A 15,814-nucleotide genomic window follows, 5' to 3' on the forward strand; every position below is an offset into this window, starting at 1 on the left:
GTCTACAGAATTAATAATGATCCTTTATCGTAGCATTGCCAAGCGGAATGATCGAAATCGTTCGAGCGACGAGCGGAAGGCTCATCTCGATCATGTTCGAGTTCCCGCCCGAGTCCCTGCCCGAACAAGTTCATCTGTGACGCGCTCTGCTCTGGTCGGCGCGGCGCGGCGCCGCGCCCGCGCCGGCAGGGGACCGCGTCTGGCCCTGAGCAGCCAGCGCCTCCGTGGCTCGGCGGGGGCTGTCCGCGGATGGACCGCGAGGGCAGGCGCTACTCTGTGGGAGGATCGGTGAAGAGCATACCAGTCGTCGCCGTGAGTTTCTCCAGGATTGCGGGCCCGAAGCGCTCGGCGAAGCGCGCCCTGTCCTCGGGCGCGATGACGATGTCGCCCGGCTCGTCTTCGCGCTCGTCCGTGATGATGGCGAGGAGCAGCCCGGGCTCCTGGCCGACGTTCTCGAACTGCCGGTAGACGCCCACGGGCACGTCGATCATATCGAACGGCTCGAGCGTTGTCTCGTCCGTGGCGCCCTCGTTCCAGCGCAGCGCGAAGCGTCCAGTGAGGCACAGAAATACCTCCCTCGAGCGACGGTGTGCGTGCAGAGGGACTTTGTCGCCAGGCCTGCAGCTGACGATGCCCACGCTCATGCCTTTGGGGCCGACGATGGCCGGCCCCGCCCCCTCGCGCGCGTCCCCCGCCGCGTGCGCCATCAGGAGATACAGAGGAGGGTTCACGGCGTCGAACGCCTCCTGTGGGATGCTGGTGTCAACGGTGTGATTCACGTAAGCCCGGAGCTCGCCGAACCGCGCGATGCGCGAGCGCATCTGCTCCGGGGTGATCTTCAGCGTCGTCATGATAGATCCCTCTTGTCTGCCGCGTCCGAGCTCCTGGACCGCTCGGCGCGGCTCTTCTCCAAAGATACCGCGGGCTATGGCGGTACGCTCGATCGATTCCCTGCTTCGAATCGACTTTATCGCTCGCTATGGTCGCGCGTCACGGGGGTGACGCGCGTGAGCCGTGTGTTGGCTGAGCAATGGACAATACTGGGCCAGTGTAGTAGCGTGGCCCGGGAAGGCCGATCTCTGGAGGAGCTCGGAAGCGTCGAGACGCGACGCCGCCGATCCCGCGGAGCGCCGGACGGTGAAGCCGATACGGCCCCGGCGCCTGTCGGTCATGTCTTTGTGAACGACATTGAATTCCAGGGACAGCCGTTTCCGCTGCGCCGGCAGCGCCGTGGTCATTAGCGAATTCCAGGGACAGCCGTTTCCGCTAGGCCGGCAGCGCCTGCGTCACCGGCGGGCGTGTCAGCGCGTCACTCCAGCACCACGAACTTCAGATACCGCCCCTCCCACCACGCCGGCAGCGTCGGGTGGTCCTCCGGCTGCCCGTGGATCGCCCGGATCCGCAGGTCGTCCCGCTCCAGCGTGGCGTCGTCCAGCGTCGCCAGGAAGTCTTCCGCCGTGATGTGGCTCGAGCACGAAGCCGCGCACAACACGCCACCTCGATCCAGCACGCGCGCGACCGCGGCGTGCAGCCGCCGGTAGGCGCCGAGCGCGCGCGGCTTGGCGCGCTCGCTCGGCGCGAAGCTCGGCGGGTCGCAGATGATGAGATCGTACCGGTCGCCGCGCGCGCGGGCCTTCTCGAGGAAGTCGAACGCGTCCGCCGTCACGAACTCGTGGGCCGCCGGATCCACGCCGTTCTCGCGGAACGTGCGCTGCGCCGACGCGTGCGCGGCCGACGCCGAGTCGACGGAGGTGACCCGGCCCGCGCCGCCGAGCGCCGCGGCCACCGAGAAGCCCCCCGCATAGCTGAAGAGGTTCAGCACGCGCCGGCGCCCGGCCGCGAGCGCGCGCACGCGGGCGCGGTTGTCGCGCTGGTCGAGGAACGCCCCCGTCTTCTGCCCGCGCGCGAGATCGACCTCCATCGCGACCCCCGTCTCCCTCACGAAGAGGCGATCCGGCAGCGGCGGCCCGTGCAGGTGCGCGAGCTTCTTTCCGTCCGCGTCCTCGCCCGCCGCCGACGCGCGCGCGCGCAGGCCGATCGAGCGCACGCCGCGGGCGCCCAGCGCGCGCGCGAGGTGCGGGAGCAGGCGATCGAGCCAGGGCGCCAGCATGTCGCCGTCGAGGCGGATCACCGCGGCGCGGTCGTACCGATCGATGACGAGCGACGGCACCCGGTCCCCCTCGCCGTTGCACAGCCGGTAGGCCGTGGTGTCGCGGCCGTCGAACCAGCCGTCGCGCAGGGCGAAGGCGCGCTCGAGCCGCTCGGCGATGGCCCGCTCGTCGAGCGGCGGCGCCTGCGTGCGCTGGAAGACGCGGACGGCGATCGCCGAGTCCGCGTCCCAGAGCCCTCGCCCGAGGAACGGCGCCCCCTCGGCCGACAGCTCGACGACGTCGCCCGACGCCGCGGCGCCGCCGCGGTGCGCGCGCTCCCCGCGCTTGCCCTCGCCGCGCTTGCTCCCGTGCCCGCCGCCGTCCGCGATGCCGTCTCGGTAGACCCATGGGTGGCCGCGGCGGACGGCGGCGGCGGCTGGCGCGGTGAGATGGACCCGCATCGACCCCGCCTAGCACGGTAAGCTCGCAGCGTGCTGCACCGAGTTCGTTCGTCCGGATGGGCCTGCCTCGGGGGGATCTCGCTTGCCGTCGCGGCAGCCTGCACGCAGGACCACGGCGTCCTTGGCCGGGATCCATCGAGCGGGGCGAGCACCTCCGGCGCCGGCGGCGGCCCGGGAGCGACCACGAGCGGCGCGACGACGACCACGGGCGCGGGCGGCGGCGCGGTCGAGCCGCCGGGGCCGACGAAGCTCACGGTGGTGAACGGCATCAGCGATCACGACGCGGTCCGCTTCTGCTTCCTCGCGTACCCCGACGGGACGGGCGCCGGCGTGGACCCCTGGCCGGGCGCCGCCGCGGGCCTCGCGTTCGCCCGGGCCCAGGAGGTCGAGCCGCTCGGCGCGGCGATCCCCGAGGGGACGAGCCTGCGCGCGCACGTGATCGCCGGCGACCTCCGCGCGACGGAGGGGCTCGACTGCGCCGAGATCCTCGCGCTCGCCGCGGAGAGCGCGGCCCCGATCGTGGCCGCGGGGCTCCCCGTGCTCCCGGCGCCCGTGTTCGCCGAGGAGAAGAGCCTCCTCGTGGTCGCCACCGGATGCCTCGGCGGCGAGGGGCACACACACGCCAGCGAGAAGGAAGGCTGCGGCGACGCCTACACGATCGACACCCCGACCGCCGGCCTCGTCGCGGTCGCCATGTCGCGGCGGACGAGCTTCGACAGGGTGAGCCTGCAGGTCGCGCACGCGAGCGCGGCGACGCCGGTGGTCCATGTGGAGCTGACGCCCGGGCGCGAGGACGCGACCGGGGTGACGCTCGCGCAGGACCTCTCCTACGGCGCGATCGCGCCGTTCCCACCGTCCACCGGGTTCTCGGTGAGCGATCTCGGCGCGCTCGACGAGGTCGCGATCGAGACCCGCGATCCCATCGAAGGGATGGTGACGTCGTCGGTGCCGATGCGCGAGATCCTGGCGAGCAGCGACGTGCCGGCGGCGGACATCGGGGACGGTCAGGGGTTCGTGCTTGTCGCCGTCGGGGCCGCTCCGGGGGCGGAGCAGGGCGGGTTCTGGCACCCCCTGACGTACTCGCTCTTGCGGGCGAATCCCTGAGCTCGTTTCCGAATCATCCCATTACCGGCGAGGTTCCGGGGTTCACCGTCTCTCGTCGGACGGAACGACCACGCCTCACCTGGCAGCGCGCTGTGGACTCGCCTTGATTCCGCCTCGGGCATCAAGGCCCCATCGAGCGCGGTTCGCAATGCCACGATCCTGCCGTGTGATGCCGTGTTGTCCAGTATTTGCGCAAGACCCCGATTGCTCCTGTACGGCCGACTCGAGTGTGTCCGGCGTGTCTGCCGAGCTTGCAGCGCGCGTTGTCTTATCGGAGGATGAGGGACCTGCCCCCTCGGTCTCAGGCGCCTCCCTCTCTCCTCGCAGATCAGCGCTTCGCGGGCCTCCTCACGGCTCTGCCTGGCTCTTCGGCAAGGAGCGTCGCGCCGGGAAAATCGTGAGTCGCTCGACGAACGGGAGCGCCCTGTACGGATGACATCACGTGACAATCACCCGCCGTGACGATCGGATGAATCTCCAGTATAACGCGAGTGCCGAAATTCCGAGGGGGGGAGGGAACATGGCGACACAGGTATTTGTCGGGGCGAGCTCCGCGGCGGATCCGAGAGAGGCTGCTTCAGAGGCCGTGGCGACGGCGCTCCGCGGGTCTTCCCGCATGGAGCATGTGGCGCGACCGGCATTCGCCCTCGTCTTATCGACGGACCAGTACGACGCGGACGCGCTCGCCGCGGCCGTGACGAGCCAGCTGCCGGGCGTCCCCTGGGCGGGGTGCTGCACTGCAGGGGTCTTCGCCGGCAGCCGGCTGCTCCGGCAAGGGCTCGTGGTGGGGCTTGTCGCCTCGGAGACCGTGCGTGTCGGCGTCGGGGTCGCGCAGCCGGTGAGCCAGGACGGGCGGCGCGCCGGCGTGCTCGCCGCCTCGCGCGCCCTCGAGAAGTTTCCGTCGTCCGTCGCTCCCGGGTGGAGCCGCGCGCTCATCGTGCTGCCGGACGCGGTCACGGGCAACGCCGCCGACGTGGTGCGCGGCGCGGTCGAGGTCGGTGGGACGGGCGTCGTCTGGGCCGGCGGCGGCGCGGGCGACAACCTCCGCTTCGTGCGCACCGCGCAGTTCGCGGGCGGCAGCGCCTACTCGGACAGCGTGGTCGTGGTCGCGATCGACTCGCCGGCGCGCATGGCGACGGGCATCCGCCACGGCTTCCGGCCGTATGGCCCGCCCACGATGGTCACCCGCGCCGAGGGCACGGTCCTCGCCGAGCTCGAGTACGAGGGCGCCTTCTCGGTTTACCAGCGCACCGCGCGGGCGAGGGGGGATCAGGTGAACATCGACGGCTTCGCCACGTTCGCCATGACCCACCCGCTCGGCATCCCGCAGGCCGACGGCGAGCACGTCATCCGCGACCCGCTGCGCGTCGTCTCGCCGGGAGGGCTCTACTGCGTCGGCGAGGTCCCGGACGGGTGCCTCATCCGCGTCATGGAGGGCGACCCCATCGGCCTCGTCGGCGCCGCGCGCGAGGCCGCGACCACGGCGCGCGAAGCGGTGGCTGGGCCCATCGCCGGCGCGTTCGTGTTCGACTGCATCTCGCGGTGCATGATGCTCGGCGACACGGTGCGCGACGAGCTGACCACCTTCGAGAGCGAGCTCGGCGAGAGCGTCCCGGTGATGGGATGTCTGACCTTTGGAGAAGTCGGTACGCTGGGCCGAGGGGTACCGCAGTTTCACAACAAGACCGCTGTCGTGCTCGCCCTGGGGGCCTGAGCGCAGGAGCGGTTGGAGCCCTGTCATGGCGAGCGGCGACGAGCACGAGATCCAGGAGGAACGGCTGGCGCTCCTCAGCGTCCTCCAGGAGCTCACGGTCGCGGCGCTCGATCTCTTCGATCCGCACCAGTCGATGGGGGTCTTCCTGGAGCGGCTCGCCGAGCGCCTGAGCTGCATCGCGGTGCTCGTGCTCGTCGAGCCGGCCCCGCGGGCGCCGCGGCTCCTCGACGCCGCCGGCCTGTCGGCGAGCTCGCGCGCGCTGCCCATCCCGCCGCGCTCGCTCGCCGCGTCGGGCGAGCCCACCGGCGGGGGCGCGGGCCTCTCCTTGCCGTACCCCGAGCTCGCGCGGCCCGGGCTCGTGACGTGGCACTTCTCGCTGGAGGGGCAGGGCGACAGCGGCGCGTCCAGCCTCCTCCTCTGCTTCGAGAGCGAGCCCCCGTTCGCGCCCCGGTACCGGGGCATGATGCGCCGGCTCACGGCGACCTTCCGCACGGCGCTGGTGCACCGCCTGCTCTACGCCCGCATGATCGAGAACGAGCGCGAGCGGGCGCGGAACCTCGCCGCCGCGGAGGCGGGGCGCGCGGCGGCGGAGGCGGCGCAGCGGCGCGCGGCGTTCCTCTCGGAGGCGAGCCGGCTGCTCTCGAGCTCGCTCAATTACGAGGCGACGCTGGTGCGCGTCGCGCGCCTGCCGGTCCCGTTCGTCGCGGACTGGTGCATGGTCGACATCATCGAGCGCGAGGCGATGCTCCGGCGCGCGGTCGTCGTCCACGCCGATCCCCAGAAGAGCGAGCTCGCGCGCCTCCTGCAGGGCCAGACGCCGATGGACTCGGTCCTCCCGTCCGGCGTCGCGCGCGTGCTGGAGACGGGCGAGGCGGCGCTCTGCGAGGTCGCGGGCGCGCCCCTCGCCCCGGAGAGCGAGCGCGGCTCGTACGACAGCGAGCCGCCGGTGTCGGCCAGCGAGGCGCTCCTCCTGGAGCTCGGCCTCCGGCGTTACATCTCCGTGCCGCTCGTCACGCGCGGCACGATGCTCGGCGTGCTCACCATCGCGTCCGGCCGCGACGATCTGATGTACGGCGTGGAGGACCGGGCGCTCGCCGAGGATCTCGGGCGCAGGGCCGCGCTGGCGATCGACAACGCGCGGCTGTACGAGAGCGCGCAGCGGGCGATCCGGGCCCGGGAGGAGCTCGTCGCGGTGGTGTCGCACGATCTCAAGAGCCCGCTCGCCACCATCGTCATGAACACGAGCCTCCTGCGCCGGAAGCTGCCGGGCGCGGACGAGGCGGTCGACGTGCGGCGCCCCGTCGAGCGCATCCAGAAGGCGGCCGATCGCATGAACCGCCTCATCCGCGATCTGCTCGACCTGGCGAAGCTCGACGGCGGCCACATCTCGATCCAGCCGGTGCCCCACGACGTCGCTGGCCTGCTCGGCGACGCCATCGAGCTCCTGCGGGAGGAGGCGGCGGAGAAGTCGCTGCGCCTCGAGCAGAGCGTCGAGCTCGGCGTCGATCGGGCGCTCTGCGATCGCGAGCGGATCCTGCAGGTGATCGCCAACCTCGTCGGCAATGCGATCAAGTTCACGTCGGCCGGCGGCGAGGTCGCGATCCGGGCCGAGCCGTGGGGCCGGGAGGTGCGCCTCTCGGTGCGGGACACCGGCCCGGGCATCCCGGAGGACCAGCGGGCGCGGATCTTCGAGCGCTACTGGCAGGCGAAGGAGACGGCCCACAAGGGCACCGGGCTCGGCCTCTCGATCGCGAAGGCGCTCGTCGAGGTGCACGGCGGGCGGATCTGGGTCGAGAGCAAGGTGGGCGAGGGCAGCACGTTCTTCTTCACGCTGCCGATGGTGGAGACCACGAGCGCGACCTCGGCAGTCGCGGCTGGCACGCGCCTCGGGGCCTGACAGCGGCATTCGGGGTTTGCCGTACAGCGGTGTAATCACATCACCGAGGCAGGAGGGTCTCTTCGTCTTGCGCGTTGGCGGTCCGATCCGTTCATCGCTATACCTTGCCACGATGAAGGACGTCGGGAACGACAGGGGCGATGCGGCGCCGGTCCAGGCTCGATGGGGCGATGACGAGAGGGGGCTCGTCGAGGCCGCGCTCGGGTTGCTGGGCATCCGCAACCTCGTGCTCGCGATCCACGATCCGAGCTTTCCCTCGGACGACGCGGAGGACATCGGGCGCGGGTCCCCGAATACCGAGGGGGGGCGCCGATTCCTCCGGTTCGCGCGGGATCTCGGCTTCAACGGCGTCCAGCTGGGGCCGCAGGGGGAGACCTCTGCCGACAACGCGTCTCCGTATGACGGCACCATCTTCTCGCGGAGCACGCTGTCGATCGCGCTCGCGCGGCTGGTCGAGGACGGCCCCTCTGGCGCGCTCCTCCGCCCCGAGTCGCTCCGGGAGATCGTCGCCGGGCGGCCTCCCGGCAGCGAGGATCGCGCGCAGCACGGCCATGCCTACCGCGCGCAGCGCGCCGCGCTCCGCGAGGCGTACGCGTCGTTCGAGGGCCGGCGGAGGCGCGGCGAGCCCGGCGAACTCGGCGAGCTCGCCGACCTCGAGCGCCGCCTCGACGCCTTTACGCGGCGGAACGCGGCGTGGCTCGAGAGGGACGGGCTCTACGGCCCGCTCTGCGCCGAGCACCGGAGCGGCTGGTTTCACGGCTGGTCTGGCGAGCCGGAGCTGGACCGACGCCTCTATGCGCCTGGCCCTGGCGAGGTGGTCGCGTGCGGGGAGCGCAGGAGAGCGCTCCTCGACCGGTACCGCGACGAGCTCCGCTTCTACGCGTTCTGCCAGCTCCTCGCGCACGAACAGCACGCGGCGCTCCGCTCGGTGACGGCCGATCTCGGGCTCAAGCTCTACGGCGATCTGCAGATAGGCTACTCGCCTCAGGATGCCTGGGCCTATCAATCGGTCTTCCTCAGGGGGTATCTCATGGGCGCGCCGCCGAGCCGCACCAACCCGGAGGGCCAGGTGTGGAGCTACCCTGTCCTGGATCCCGCGCAGTACGCGGATGCGTCGTCCGGCGGGCTCGCGCTCGTCCGGGCGCGGATGGACAAGATGTTCGATGAGTTCGACGGGGTGCGCCTCGATCACCCGCACGGGCTCGTCTGTCCCTGGGTCTATGCGGCCGACGCCCCCGATCCGCTCCGCGCCGTCCAGGGCGGGGCGCGGCTCTTCTCGTCGCCCGACCAGCCGGAGCACCCGTTGCTCGCGCGGTACGCCATCGTCTCTCCCGGGCAGCTGAACCGCGCCGTGCCCCGGTATGCCGACGGCTGGGTCACCTCGCTGTCTCCGGAGCAGGTCGGGCGCTACAGCGTCATTTTCGACACGATCGCGCGCTGCGCGGAGGCCCGCGGGCGCGCCATCTCCGACGTCGTGTGCGAGGTCCTGAGCACGCTCCCGTTCCCGCTCGGGGCCGTCCTTGATCGGCACGGGCTGGGGCGCTTCCGGGTCACGCAGAAGGCCGATCTCGACAACCCGAAGGACGTCTATCGCAGCGAGAACGCCGCGCCTGCCGACTGGATCATGGTGGGGACCCACGACACGCCGCCGCTCTGGAGGCTCCTCGACACCTGGGAGCGCGCCTCCGCGCTGGGGCGGCAGGCGGCGTACCTGGCGACGCGCCTCGCGCCCTCGCCGGCCGAGGAGGGCGCGATGGCGCGCGCGCTCGCGTCCGACCCTCGCGCGCTGGCGCAGGCCAAGCTCGCCGACCTCTTCGCCAGCCCGGCGTCGAACGTGATGGTCTTCTTCGCCGATCTGCTCGGGATGAAGGAGATCTACAACACGCCCGGGACGGTGGGCGACCACAACTGGTCGCTGCGGGTCCCTCGCGATTACGAGCGGTCCTATCTGGAGATGCGCGCGCGCGGCGCGGCCCTCGATCTCCCGCGCGCGCTCGCGCTCGCGCTGCGCGCGCGGGGAGGCGCGGAGTCGGTGGAGCGCGGGAACCTCGCCCGGCGGCTGGAACGCTGCCCGCGCTAGCCGAGAATTCCCCCGAAGAATCCGGGAAGATACTTCAGTTCGGGCTCCACACGGCCCACTTCCCCGAGGTGGCCCATGTGTCGCTCGCATCCTTGAACGCCCCGATGAACGCGGCGCTCGCGTCGAAGAACCCGTCCGGCGGCACGACCGCGTCCTTGGTCAGGGACGTCGCGGGACCGAACACGGGCGCGGACGGGTCGAAGCAGCCCTGGATACCCGGGTCCTCCTCCCGATTCTTCCGATCGGGCTCGCTCAGGAACGCGATCTCATCGAAGCCGCCGTCGTCGTCCTGGAGGATGCCTGTCCCGTCGCTCGTCTCGGCGTAGGCGAAGTCATTCACCAGATTGAAGAAGATCGAGCTCGATATGTTCTGCTCGGGATCCGGGTCGCGCACGTCGAGGCCCGACTCGAAGCCCGTGACGATCGTGTTGGCGATGTTCGCCTTCGTCGACCGCCGGAGGAGGATGCCGTACTGCTCCTTGCCCACGTCCACGCCTTTCCCGCAGAGCGTCGCGTTGTAGATCGTCGGCTCGCTCCGAGGCTCGAGCGCCGGCGTGAGCGCGAGCGGGTCGTTGTCCCCCTCGAACCCGTTCGTCTCCTCCGCGACGTTCGGGTCCTGCTGCGCCACGAGGAACTGGAGCTTTCCGCGATAACCCTGGTCCCAGTCGAAGGCATCGTCGCCGCTGTACTGGCAGGCGAGGTGCTTTGCGTTCACCGTGCCCCCGAAGAACTCGAAGCAGTCGTCGGACACGTGCCTCACCTGGACGAAATCGATGATCGTCCCCCTGCCGACCCCGCCGAGGGTGAGCCCGTTGATCTCGTTGTTCGGCGCGATCTTCACCCCGGAGTACTCGATGCGCACGTATTTGAGCGTGCCGCTCGAGTCGTTCTCGTCGATGCCCCCGTATCGCCCGTTGTTCGTCAATCCCTCGATCTGGCCCGGGGTGCGTGCGCCGTTCGCGTCCACGTGGTTGGTCGGCGCGTTGCCGAGGAGGAGGACGCCGCCCCAATCGCCGGCCATGCGATCCTCCGGGGCCTTGCTGCTCGTGAACACGATGGGCTCATCCCTGGTGCCCACGGCGATGAGCTTGGATCCGGGGTGCACCACGAGCGTTGCGGGGACCTGCGGGTTCGTCTCGCCGAGCACGGTCGTGCCCTTCTCGATGGTCAGCGTCGCCCCGGCCGAGACGTTCACCTGGCCCTTGAGGATGTAGTTCTTGTCACATTTGAGCGTGAAATCCTCCGTGATATCACCGGTGATCTCGACGGTCGGCTTGTCGGCCGCCGCGCACCCGCCTGGCGGGTCATCGCCCTCGCCGCCGGCTGAGCCGCTCGACGAGGGGACGCAGATGCTGTCCGCGCGATTGCAGATGGCGCCGTCGAACTGCGCGCAGTCCGCGTCGGAAGTGCATTGCACATCCCGCTGCTCGATGATGAGCGAGCACGCGAGGGCGCTCGTGGCGAGCGCGCCCATGGCCAGCGCGAGGGCGGCGGCAGGTGGTGAATCGACGGGGCTGCGCTTGTGGTTCATTGCAATCACCCGATGGCAAGGGAATCGTCTCTGTCAAGCAGGGCCGCGCTGTCCGGCCGACAGGGACGTGGCGAAACCGTCTCTGACAGGCCATCGCATTCGCGAGAACGTCACATGACGGCCGCTTCGAGGTAACAGGTCGCGGGCATTCTCCGGGCCGGGCTGGCCTCCCTCGGGGGATCGATCCGGCACAGGTCGAATGAGCGCTCCCAGCGATCCCAATGGTTGGCGGAAATATCGCCCGATTGCCGAGATCGGCAGGGGAGGTATGGCCGACGTCTGCCTCGCGGTCGCCCAGGGCCCCGTGGGATTCAACAAGCTCGTCGTGCTGAAGCGGGTGCGGCCCGAGCTCGTGGAGGACGCCGACATCCTGGCCATGTTCCTCGACGAGGCGCGGCTCGCGGCCCGATTGAATCATCCGAACGTCGTTCAGACGTACGAGGTCGGCGACGAGGGAGCGCGCTTCTTCATCGCCATGGAGTACCTCGACGGCCAGCCGCTCGGCAGCATTCGCTCCCGCATGGGGCACGACAAGGTGCCGCTCCCGCTCCAGGTTCGCGTCCTGTGCGACGCGCTGGCCGGGCTCCATCACGCGCACAACCTGCGCGATTTCGACGGAACACCCATCCACGTCGTCCACCGCGACGTGAGTCCGCAGAACATCTTCGTCACCTATGATGGCGTGATCAAGGTGGTCGACTTCGGTATCGCCAAGGCGGCCGACTCGCTGACGGAGACGCGCACCGGAACGCTCAAGGGCAAGGTCTCGTACATGTCGCCGGAGCAAGCGCGCGGAGAGCGCGTCGACCGGCGCTCCGACGTCTTCTCGGTGGGGGTGATCCTCTGGGAGGCGATCGCCCGGAGGCGCATGTGGAAGGGCTTCAACGACCTCGCGATCCTCGGGCGGCTCGCCATCGGAGAGGTTCCGAGGCTCGCGGAAGAGGCGTCCAGGGTCGAGCTCGACCCCGAGATCGAGCGGATCTGCCAGAAGGCGCTCGCGCCCGCGCTCGAGGACCGTTATGCCTCCGCGGCCGAGCTGCAGGCGGATCTCGAGCGCTGGCTCGGCGAGCGCCACCGGGGCATGTCCGCGCGGGAGGCCGGCGAGATCGTGGCCGGCCAGTTCGCGGACGACCGGGCGCGGATCAAGCAAGTCGTGGAGGAGCAGCTGCGCGGCGTGCGCTGGACCGGGAGCTATCCGAGGGTCACGCTGACGCCCGACCTGCCGAAGCTGAGCGCCGGTCCGATGTCGATGACGCCGACCTTGACTGCGCCTGCGGCGGTCAGCGCCTCCTCGGACGGGAGCTCGATGCTGCCCTCGGTCAGCATGACCGGCGCGAAGGAGCGCCCCGCGCGCCCGAACCGCACGATATTCATGATCGCGGCCACCTTCGTCGCCATCGGCGGAACCGTGAGCGTCGGGGTCTTGCGCGCGCAGCCATGGAGGATCGCCGCGGGCGATCACCACAAGGCGCAGGTCGCCGCGCAGCCTGCGGCGGAGCCCTCTCCGAAGCAGGAAGAGGCCATCCGCCTCGTCGTCCGCGTCTCGCCGGTCGACGCGAAGGTCTCCATCGACGGCTCGCCGATGTCGACCGGCGCCTACGAGGGCCGCCTCGCCAGGGATGGCCGCGCGCACGTCATCCGCGCCGAGGCGCCGGGTTTCCTCGCGCAGGAAGAGAAGGTCACGGCGAGCAACGATCTCTTCTTGAGCCTCGCGTTGAAGAGCGAACCGGAAGCGCAGCCAGGGAGACTCGCCCCCATCGGTCGGAGCCCCCCGGTGGGCGTCGCCACGGCGCCGCCTGCGTCCGCCGCGCCGCCGTCGAGCGCGCCCGCGCCGCCGTCTGCCGAGCAGAAGCCGAAGCGGGGGATCGATCTGGAGAGCCCGTACGCCCGATGAAAACCCCGAGAGCGCTCGCCCTCTGCGCCGCGATCGTGCTCAGCGCCCCGCTCGGCGCGTTCGCTCAGCCTGCCGGTAACAAGACCGAGGAGGCCGACGCCCGCTTCCGGCGAGGCGTCGAGCTCTACAACGAGGTGGATTATGGCGCTGCGCTCACCGAGTTTCGCCGCGCCTACGAGCTCGCGCCCGCATATCAGGTGCTCTACAACATCGCGGGTACGTGTTATCAGCTCAAGGACTACGCCTGCGCGCTGCGCGCCTTCGAGAAGTACCTCGCCGACGGTGGCGAGCGGATCCCGGGCGGCCGGCGGGCCGAGGTGGCGCGGGACATCGCCGTCCTGCGGAGCCGCGTCGCGACGGTGGAGATCTCGACCTCGGCGCCGGACGTCGAGATCTCCGTGGACGGCGTGCCGGCGGGCAAGACGCCGCTCCCTGAGCCCCTTCTGATGAGCGCCGGGCGCCGCCGCATCGTCGCCGAGGCGCCGGGCCGCCCGGCCGTGTTGAGGGTCGTCGACGTGGCCGGCGGCGATCACGTTCAGCTCAAGATCGCGCTCCCGGAAGCGCGAGCCCTGCGGGACCCCGGCGAGGGCGCGGGCGGTGCGCCGGCTCCGCCTCCGGCGCCGCCGGGCGCGCTGCGGATGGACCGCGCGCCTCGCCAGCAGCGGAGCGTGCCCGTGCTCCCCTGGCTCGCGACCGGCGCGCTCGCCGTGGGCGCGGCCGCCACCGGGGTCCTCGCGCTCGGCGCTTCCGGGGACCTCGACGCGGAGCTCGATCGGTATCCCGGCGCCGCCCGCGCCGTCGAGCGAGCGCGGGCGAGGAGCGAGGCGCTCGCGCTCACCACCGACCTGCTCGCGGGCGCCGCCGTGCTCGCCGGCGGCATCTCGATCTACCTCACTGTCGCTGGTGCAGGCCCGGAGCGCGGCGATGGAGAGCGCGCGTCATCTCCTCCGGTGAGGCTCATGATCGCGCCGGCGTCTCTCGAGCTCGCGGGCTCTTTCTAGGACCGACGCAGAGCGTCGCAGGGTCGCGACGGTCAAAACGCTTGCATCCAGCGCGCTGGAGCTGCATTGATCCGGGCGATCGCCGCGGTCATGGGGGCCTCCCGTGCGGCGACGGTGCGACAAGGTGGTCAATCGCCCGCGCTGCCCGCGAGTCGAGAACGAGATGGGAGACACCAGGTGAGCACGACCAAAGCGTCTCTTGGGACCCTGTTCCTCATGCTCTCCCTGGCCGCGCCTGCGCTCGCGCAAGAGGCGGCGCCGCGGCAGCCCGTCACGGACAAGACGAAGGAGCGTTGGGCGAAGAGCCAGGGGGGCCGGTTCGGCTTCGAGATCGACGTCCTCAGCTCGTCTTACCAGCGGGAGATCGCGGCGGCGGGCGGCGAAGAGGCCTCCGTCGAGGAGTCGTCGCGGCTCGGCGTCGCCATCACCGCCGCCGCCCAGTACAAGCTCTTCGCGGGTCTCCACCTCGACGCGGAGATCCCGTTCGCCTACGGCGACGTCTCGGGCCCCCAGTCGACAGACCTGTTCGGCAGGCGGTTCACGAGCAGCGCAGGTTACAGCCAGTTCTTCATCGGCAATCCCACGTTCGGCCTCCACTACGCTGCCAACGCCCTTCCCATCCTCGCGCTCTTCGGCGGCATGAGCTTGACGATCCCGCTCCACCCGCACCCGGGCGCGGAGCTCGAGGTCGCGTCGGTGGCGAACTTCCCCGCGCGGGCTTACTTCGATGCGCAGCGCGTGCTGCTCGCGCACTGGGGCTTCCGGGCGCGTGTCGGGACCGAGATCAACGTCGGCAAGGTGCTGTTCTTCACCCACGACCTCGCGAGTCAGGTCTTCTTTCCGACCCGGGACGGGGAGGACACGAAGACCGTGATCGAGCAGGGAAACGAGATCGAGTTCCGCCCGTTCGGGAACTTTGGCATCGGCATGCGCCTTCAGGCGGCGTTCCCTCTCTCCTCGAGCAACTCAGCCCAGCTCGCGGCGGAGCCGTTCGTCGGCTGGGAGCCGCTCGTGAAGGGCTCTTTCACCCGCGTCGGCGCGCTGGTCGCGCTCGACGACGACCTCGGCTTCGGCCTCGATCAGGGGAAGGTCGCCACCATCCGCGTCGCCCTGGGCAGCAAATGGTAGGGAGCGAGCGCCGGAGGGGCGAGCTACGCTGAGCGCCCCGTGATGACGACCTCCAGCCCGAGCCGCGACCCCTGGGTCGGCGTGCCGAGGGCGAACCCTGCTGCCCGGCTTCGACTCTTCTGTGCGCCCTATGCGGGCGGCGGCTCGTCGATCTACAGCGCCTGGTGGCGCGAGCTCCCCGCGCACACGGAGCTCTGCGCGATCAAGCTCCCCGGCCGGGAGGCGCGCATGAGCGAGCCGCCGTTCGAGCGCCTCACGCCGCTCGTCCAGGCCCTCGCCGCCGCGCTCGATCCATGGCTCACGAAGCCGTTCGCGCTGTATGGCCACAGCCTCGGCGCGCTCGTCTGCTTCGAGCTCGCGCGCGAGCTCCGCCGCCGGGGAGCACCGCTGCCGCGCCACCTCTTCGTGTCGGGCCGGCGCCCGCCTCACGTTCGCGGCTCGGATCCGCTCCACGGCCTGCCCGAGCCCGAGTTTCTGGAGCGGATCCGCCGCATGGGGGGCACGCCCGACGAGGTGCTGCGCGACCCGGAGCTCCTGGCGCTCTTCCTGCCTGTCCTGCGCGCGGATTTCGCGGTCAACGAGGTCGAGCCGTTCGTCCCGGGGGCCCCGCTCGAGTGTCCGATCTCCGCGTTCGGGGGCCTCGACGACGAGCGCGCTGGCCGCGCCGATCTCGAAGGCTGGCGCCATCACACGCGCGGGGCCTTCCGGGTCGAGATGTTCCCCGGCGGACACTTCTTCCTGCGGAGCGCCCGGGAGCCGCTCCTGCGGTCGATCTCGGCCGTCCTCGGCGACGTCGAGCGCGCGCTCCCCGCGTGACGGCCGGCGCTGGGTGGGTGTTGAGCCCGGGGCGGGAGCCATGCAAAGAAGGAGGGACCCCGCAGCCGCTCTGCCGCTCTGCCTCTCTGCCTCTCTGC

General features: G+C 70.9%; 11 protein-coding genes. 8 read left to right on the plus strand and 3 right to left on the minus strand.

The window, feature by feature from the left end; translation table 11 throughout:
- Positions 1-269: 269 nt before the first annotated feature.
- Positions 270-851 (minus strand): cupin domain-containing protein, encoded by a 582-nt coding sequence (locus WMF39_RS01980; protein ID WP_437743865.1) that lies wholly within the window; start codon positions 849-851, stop codon positions 270-272.
- Between the two features lie 458 nt (positions 852-1,309).
- Positions 1,310-2,551, minus strand: coding sequence for a class I SAM-dependent rRNA methyltransferase (locus WMF39_RS01985; RefSeq protein ID WP_437743866.1), 1,242 nt, complete (start codon positions 2,549-2,551; stop codon positions 1,310-1,312).
- Positions 2,552-2,581: 30 nt separating this feature from the next.
- Here WMF39_RS01985 and WMF39_RS01990 point away from each other — a divergent pair, with 30 nt between their 5' ends.
- From WMF39_RS01990 to WMF39_RS02005, 4 genes are all read left to right on the plus strand, one after another.
- A complete protein-coding gene (locus WMF39_RS01990) occupies positions 2,582-3,655 on the plus strand; it encodes a hypothetical protein (protein WP_437743867.1) in 1,074 nt (357 codons plus the stop codon).
- Between the two features lie 616 nt (positions 3,656-4,271).
- Positions 4,272-5,369: an FIST signal transduction protein gene (locus WMF39_RS01995; protein WP_437743868.1), complete on the plus strand. Its 1,098-nt coding sequence runs from the start codon at positions 4,272-4,274 to the stop codon at positions 5,367-5,369.
- Between the two features lie 25 nt (positions 5,370-5,394).
- Positions 5,395-7,266: a GAF domain-containing sensor histidine kinase gene (locus tag WMF39_RS02000; RefSeq protein ID WP_437743869.1), complete on the plus strand. Its 1,872-nt coding sequence runs from the start codon at positions 5,395-5,397 to the stop codon at positions 7,264-7,266.
- Positions 7,267-7,378: 112 nt separating this feature from the next.
- Positions 7,379-9,346, plus strand: coding sequence for a 4-alpha-glucanotransferase (locus WMF39_RS02005; RefSeq protein ID WP_437743870.1), 1,968 nt, complete (start codon positions 7,379-7,381; stop codon positions 9,344-9,346).
- A gap of 34 nt (positions 9,347-9,380) precedes the next feature.
- On the opposite strand, the gene WMF39_RS02010 is transcribed toward WMF39_RS02005, so the two are convergent.
- Positions 9,381-10,877, minus strand: coding sequence for a hypothetical protein (locus tag WMF39_RS02010; RefSeq protein WP_437743871.1), 1,497 nt, complete (start codon positions 10,875-10,877; stop codon positions 9,381-9,383).
- A 199-nt stretch (positions 10,878-11,076) separates the two neighbouring features.
- Between WMF39_RS02010 and WMF39_RS02015 the strand changes: the two genes are divergently transcribed.
- From WMF39_RS02015 to WMF39_RS02030, 4 genes are all read left to right on the plus strand, one after another.
- Positions 11,077-12,771: a serine/threonine protein kinase gene (locus tag WMF39_RS02015; RefSeq protein WP_437743872.1), complete on the plus strand. Its 1,695-nt coding sequence runs from the start codon at positions 11,077-11,079 to the stop codon at positions 12,769-12,771.
- Positions 12,768-13,772, plus strand: coding sequence for a PEGA domain-containing protein (locus WMF39_RS02020; RefSeq protein WP_437743873.1), 1,005 nt, complete (start codon positions 12,768-12,770; stop codon positions 13,770-13,772). Before WMF39_RS02015 ends, WMF39_RS02020 begins: the two co-directional genes overlap by 4 nt.
- Before the next feature lie 177 nt (positions 13,773-13,949).
- Positions 13,950-14,900 (plus strand): hypothetical protein, encoded by a 951-nt coding sequence (locus WMF39_RS02025; protein ID WP_437743874.1) that lies wholly within the window; start codon positions 13,950-13,952, stop codon positions 14,898-14,900.
- Positions 14,901-14,942: 42 nt separating this feature from the next.
- A complete protein-coding gene (locus tag WMF39_RS02030; RefSeq protein ID WP_437747938.1) occupies positions 14,943-15,716 on the plus strand; it encodes a thioesterase II family protein in 774 nt (257 codons plus the stop codon).
- Positions 15,717-15,814: the final 98 nt, after the last annotated feature.

Source organism: Sorangium sp. So ce1504 (assembly GCF_051521635.1).
In the GTDB taxonomy this organism is placed as follows: domain Bacteria; phylum Myxococcota_A; class Polyangia; order Polyangiales; family Polyangiaceae; genus Sorangium; species Sorangium cellulosum_B.

Coding starts and splice junctions, on each gene's coding strand:
- WMF39_RS01980 (WP_437743865.1), bottom strand. CDS start 851: ATGACGACGCTGAAGATCACCCCGGAGCAGATGCGCTCGCGCATCGCG.
- WMF39_RS01985 (WP_437743866.1), bottom strand. CDS start 2,551: ATGCGGGTCCATCTCACCGCGCCAGCCGCCGCCGCCGTCCGCCGCGGC.
- WMF39_RS01995 (WP_437743868.1), top strand. CDS start 4,272: ATGGAGCATGTGGCGCGACCGGCATTCGCCCTCGTCTTATCGACGGAC.
- WMF39_RS02000 (WP_437743869.1), top strand. CDS start 5,395: ATGGCGAGCGGCGACGAGCACGAGATCCAGGAGGAACGGCTGGCGCTC.
- WMF39_RS02005 (WP_437743870.1), top strand. CDS start 7,379: ATGAAGGACGTCGGGAACGACAGGGGCGATGCGGCGCCGGTCCAGGCT.
- WMF39_RS02010 (WP_437743871.1), bottom strand. CDS start 10,877: ATGAACCACAAGCGCAGCCCCGTCGATTCACCACCTGCCGCCGCCCTC.
- WMF39_RS02015 (WP_437743872.1), top strand. CDS start 11,077: ATGAGCGCTCCCAGCGATCCCAATGGTTGGCGGAAATATCGCCCGATT.
- WMF39_RS02020 (WP_437743873.1), top strand. CDS start 12,768: ATGAAAACCCCGAGAGCGCTCGCCCTCTGCGCCGCGATCGTGCTCAGC.
- WMF39_RS02030 (WP_437747938.1), top strand. CDS start 14,943: ATGACGACCTCCAGCCCGAGCCGCGACCCCTGGGTCGGCGTGCCGAGG.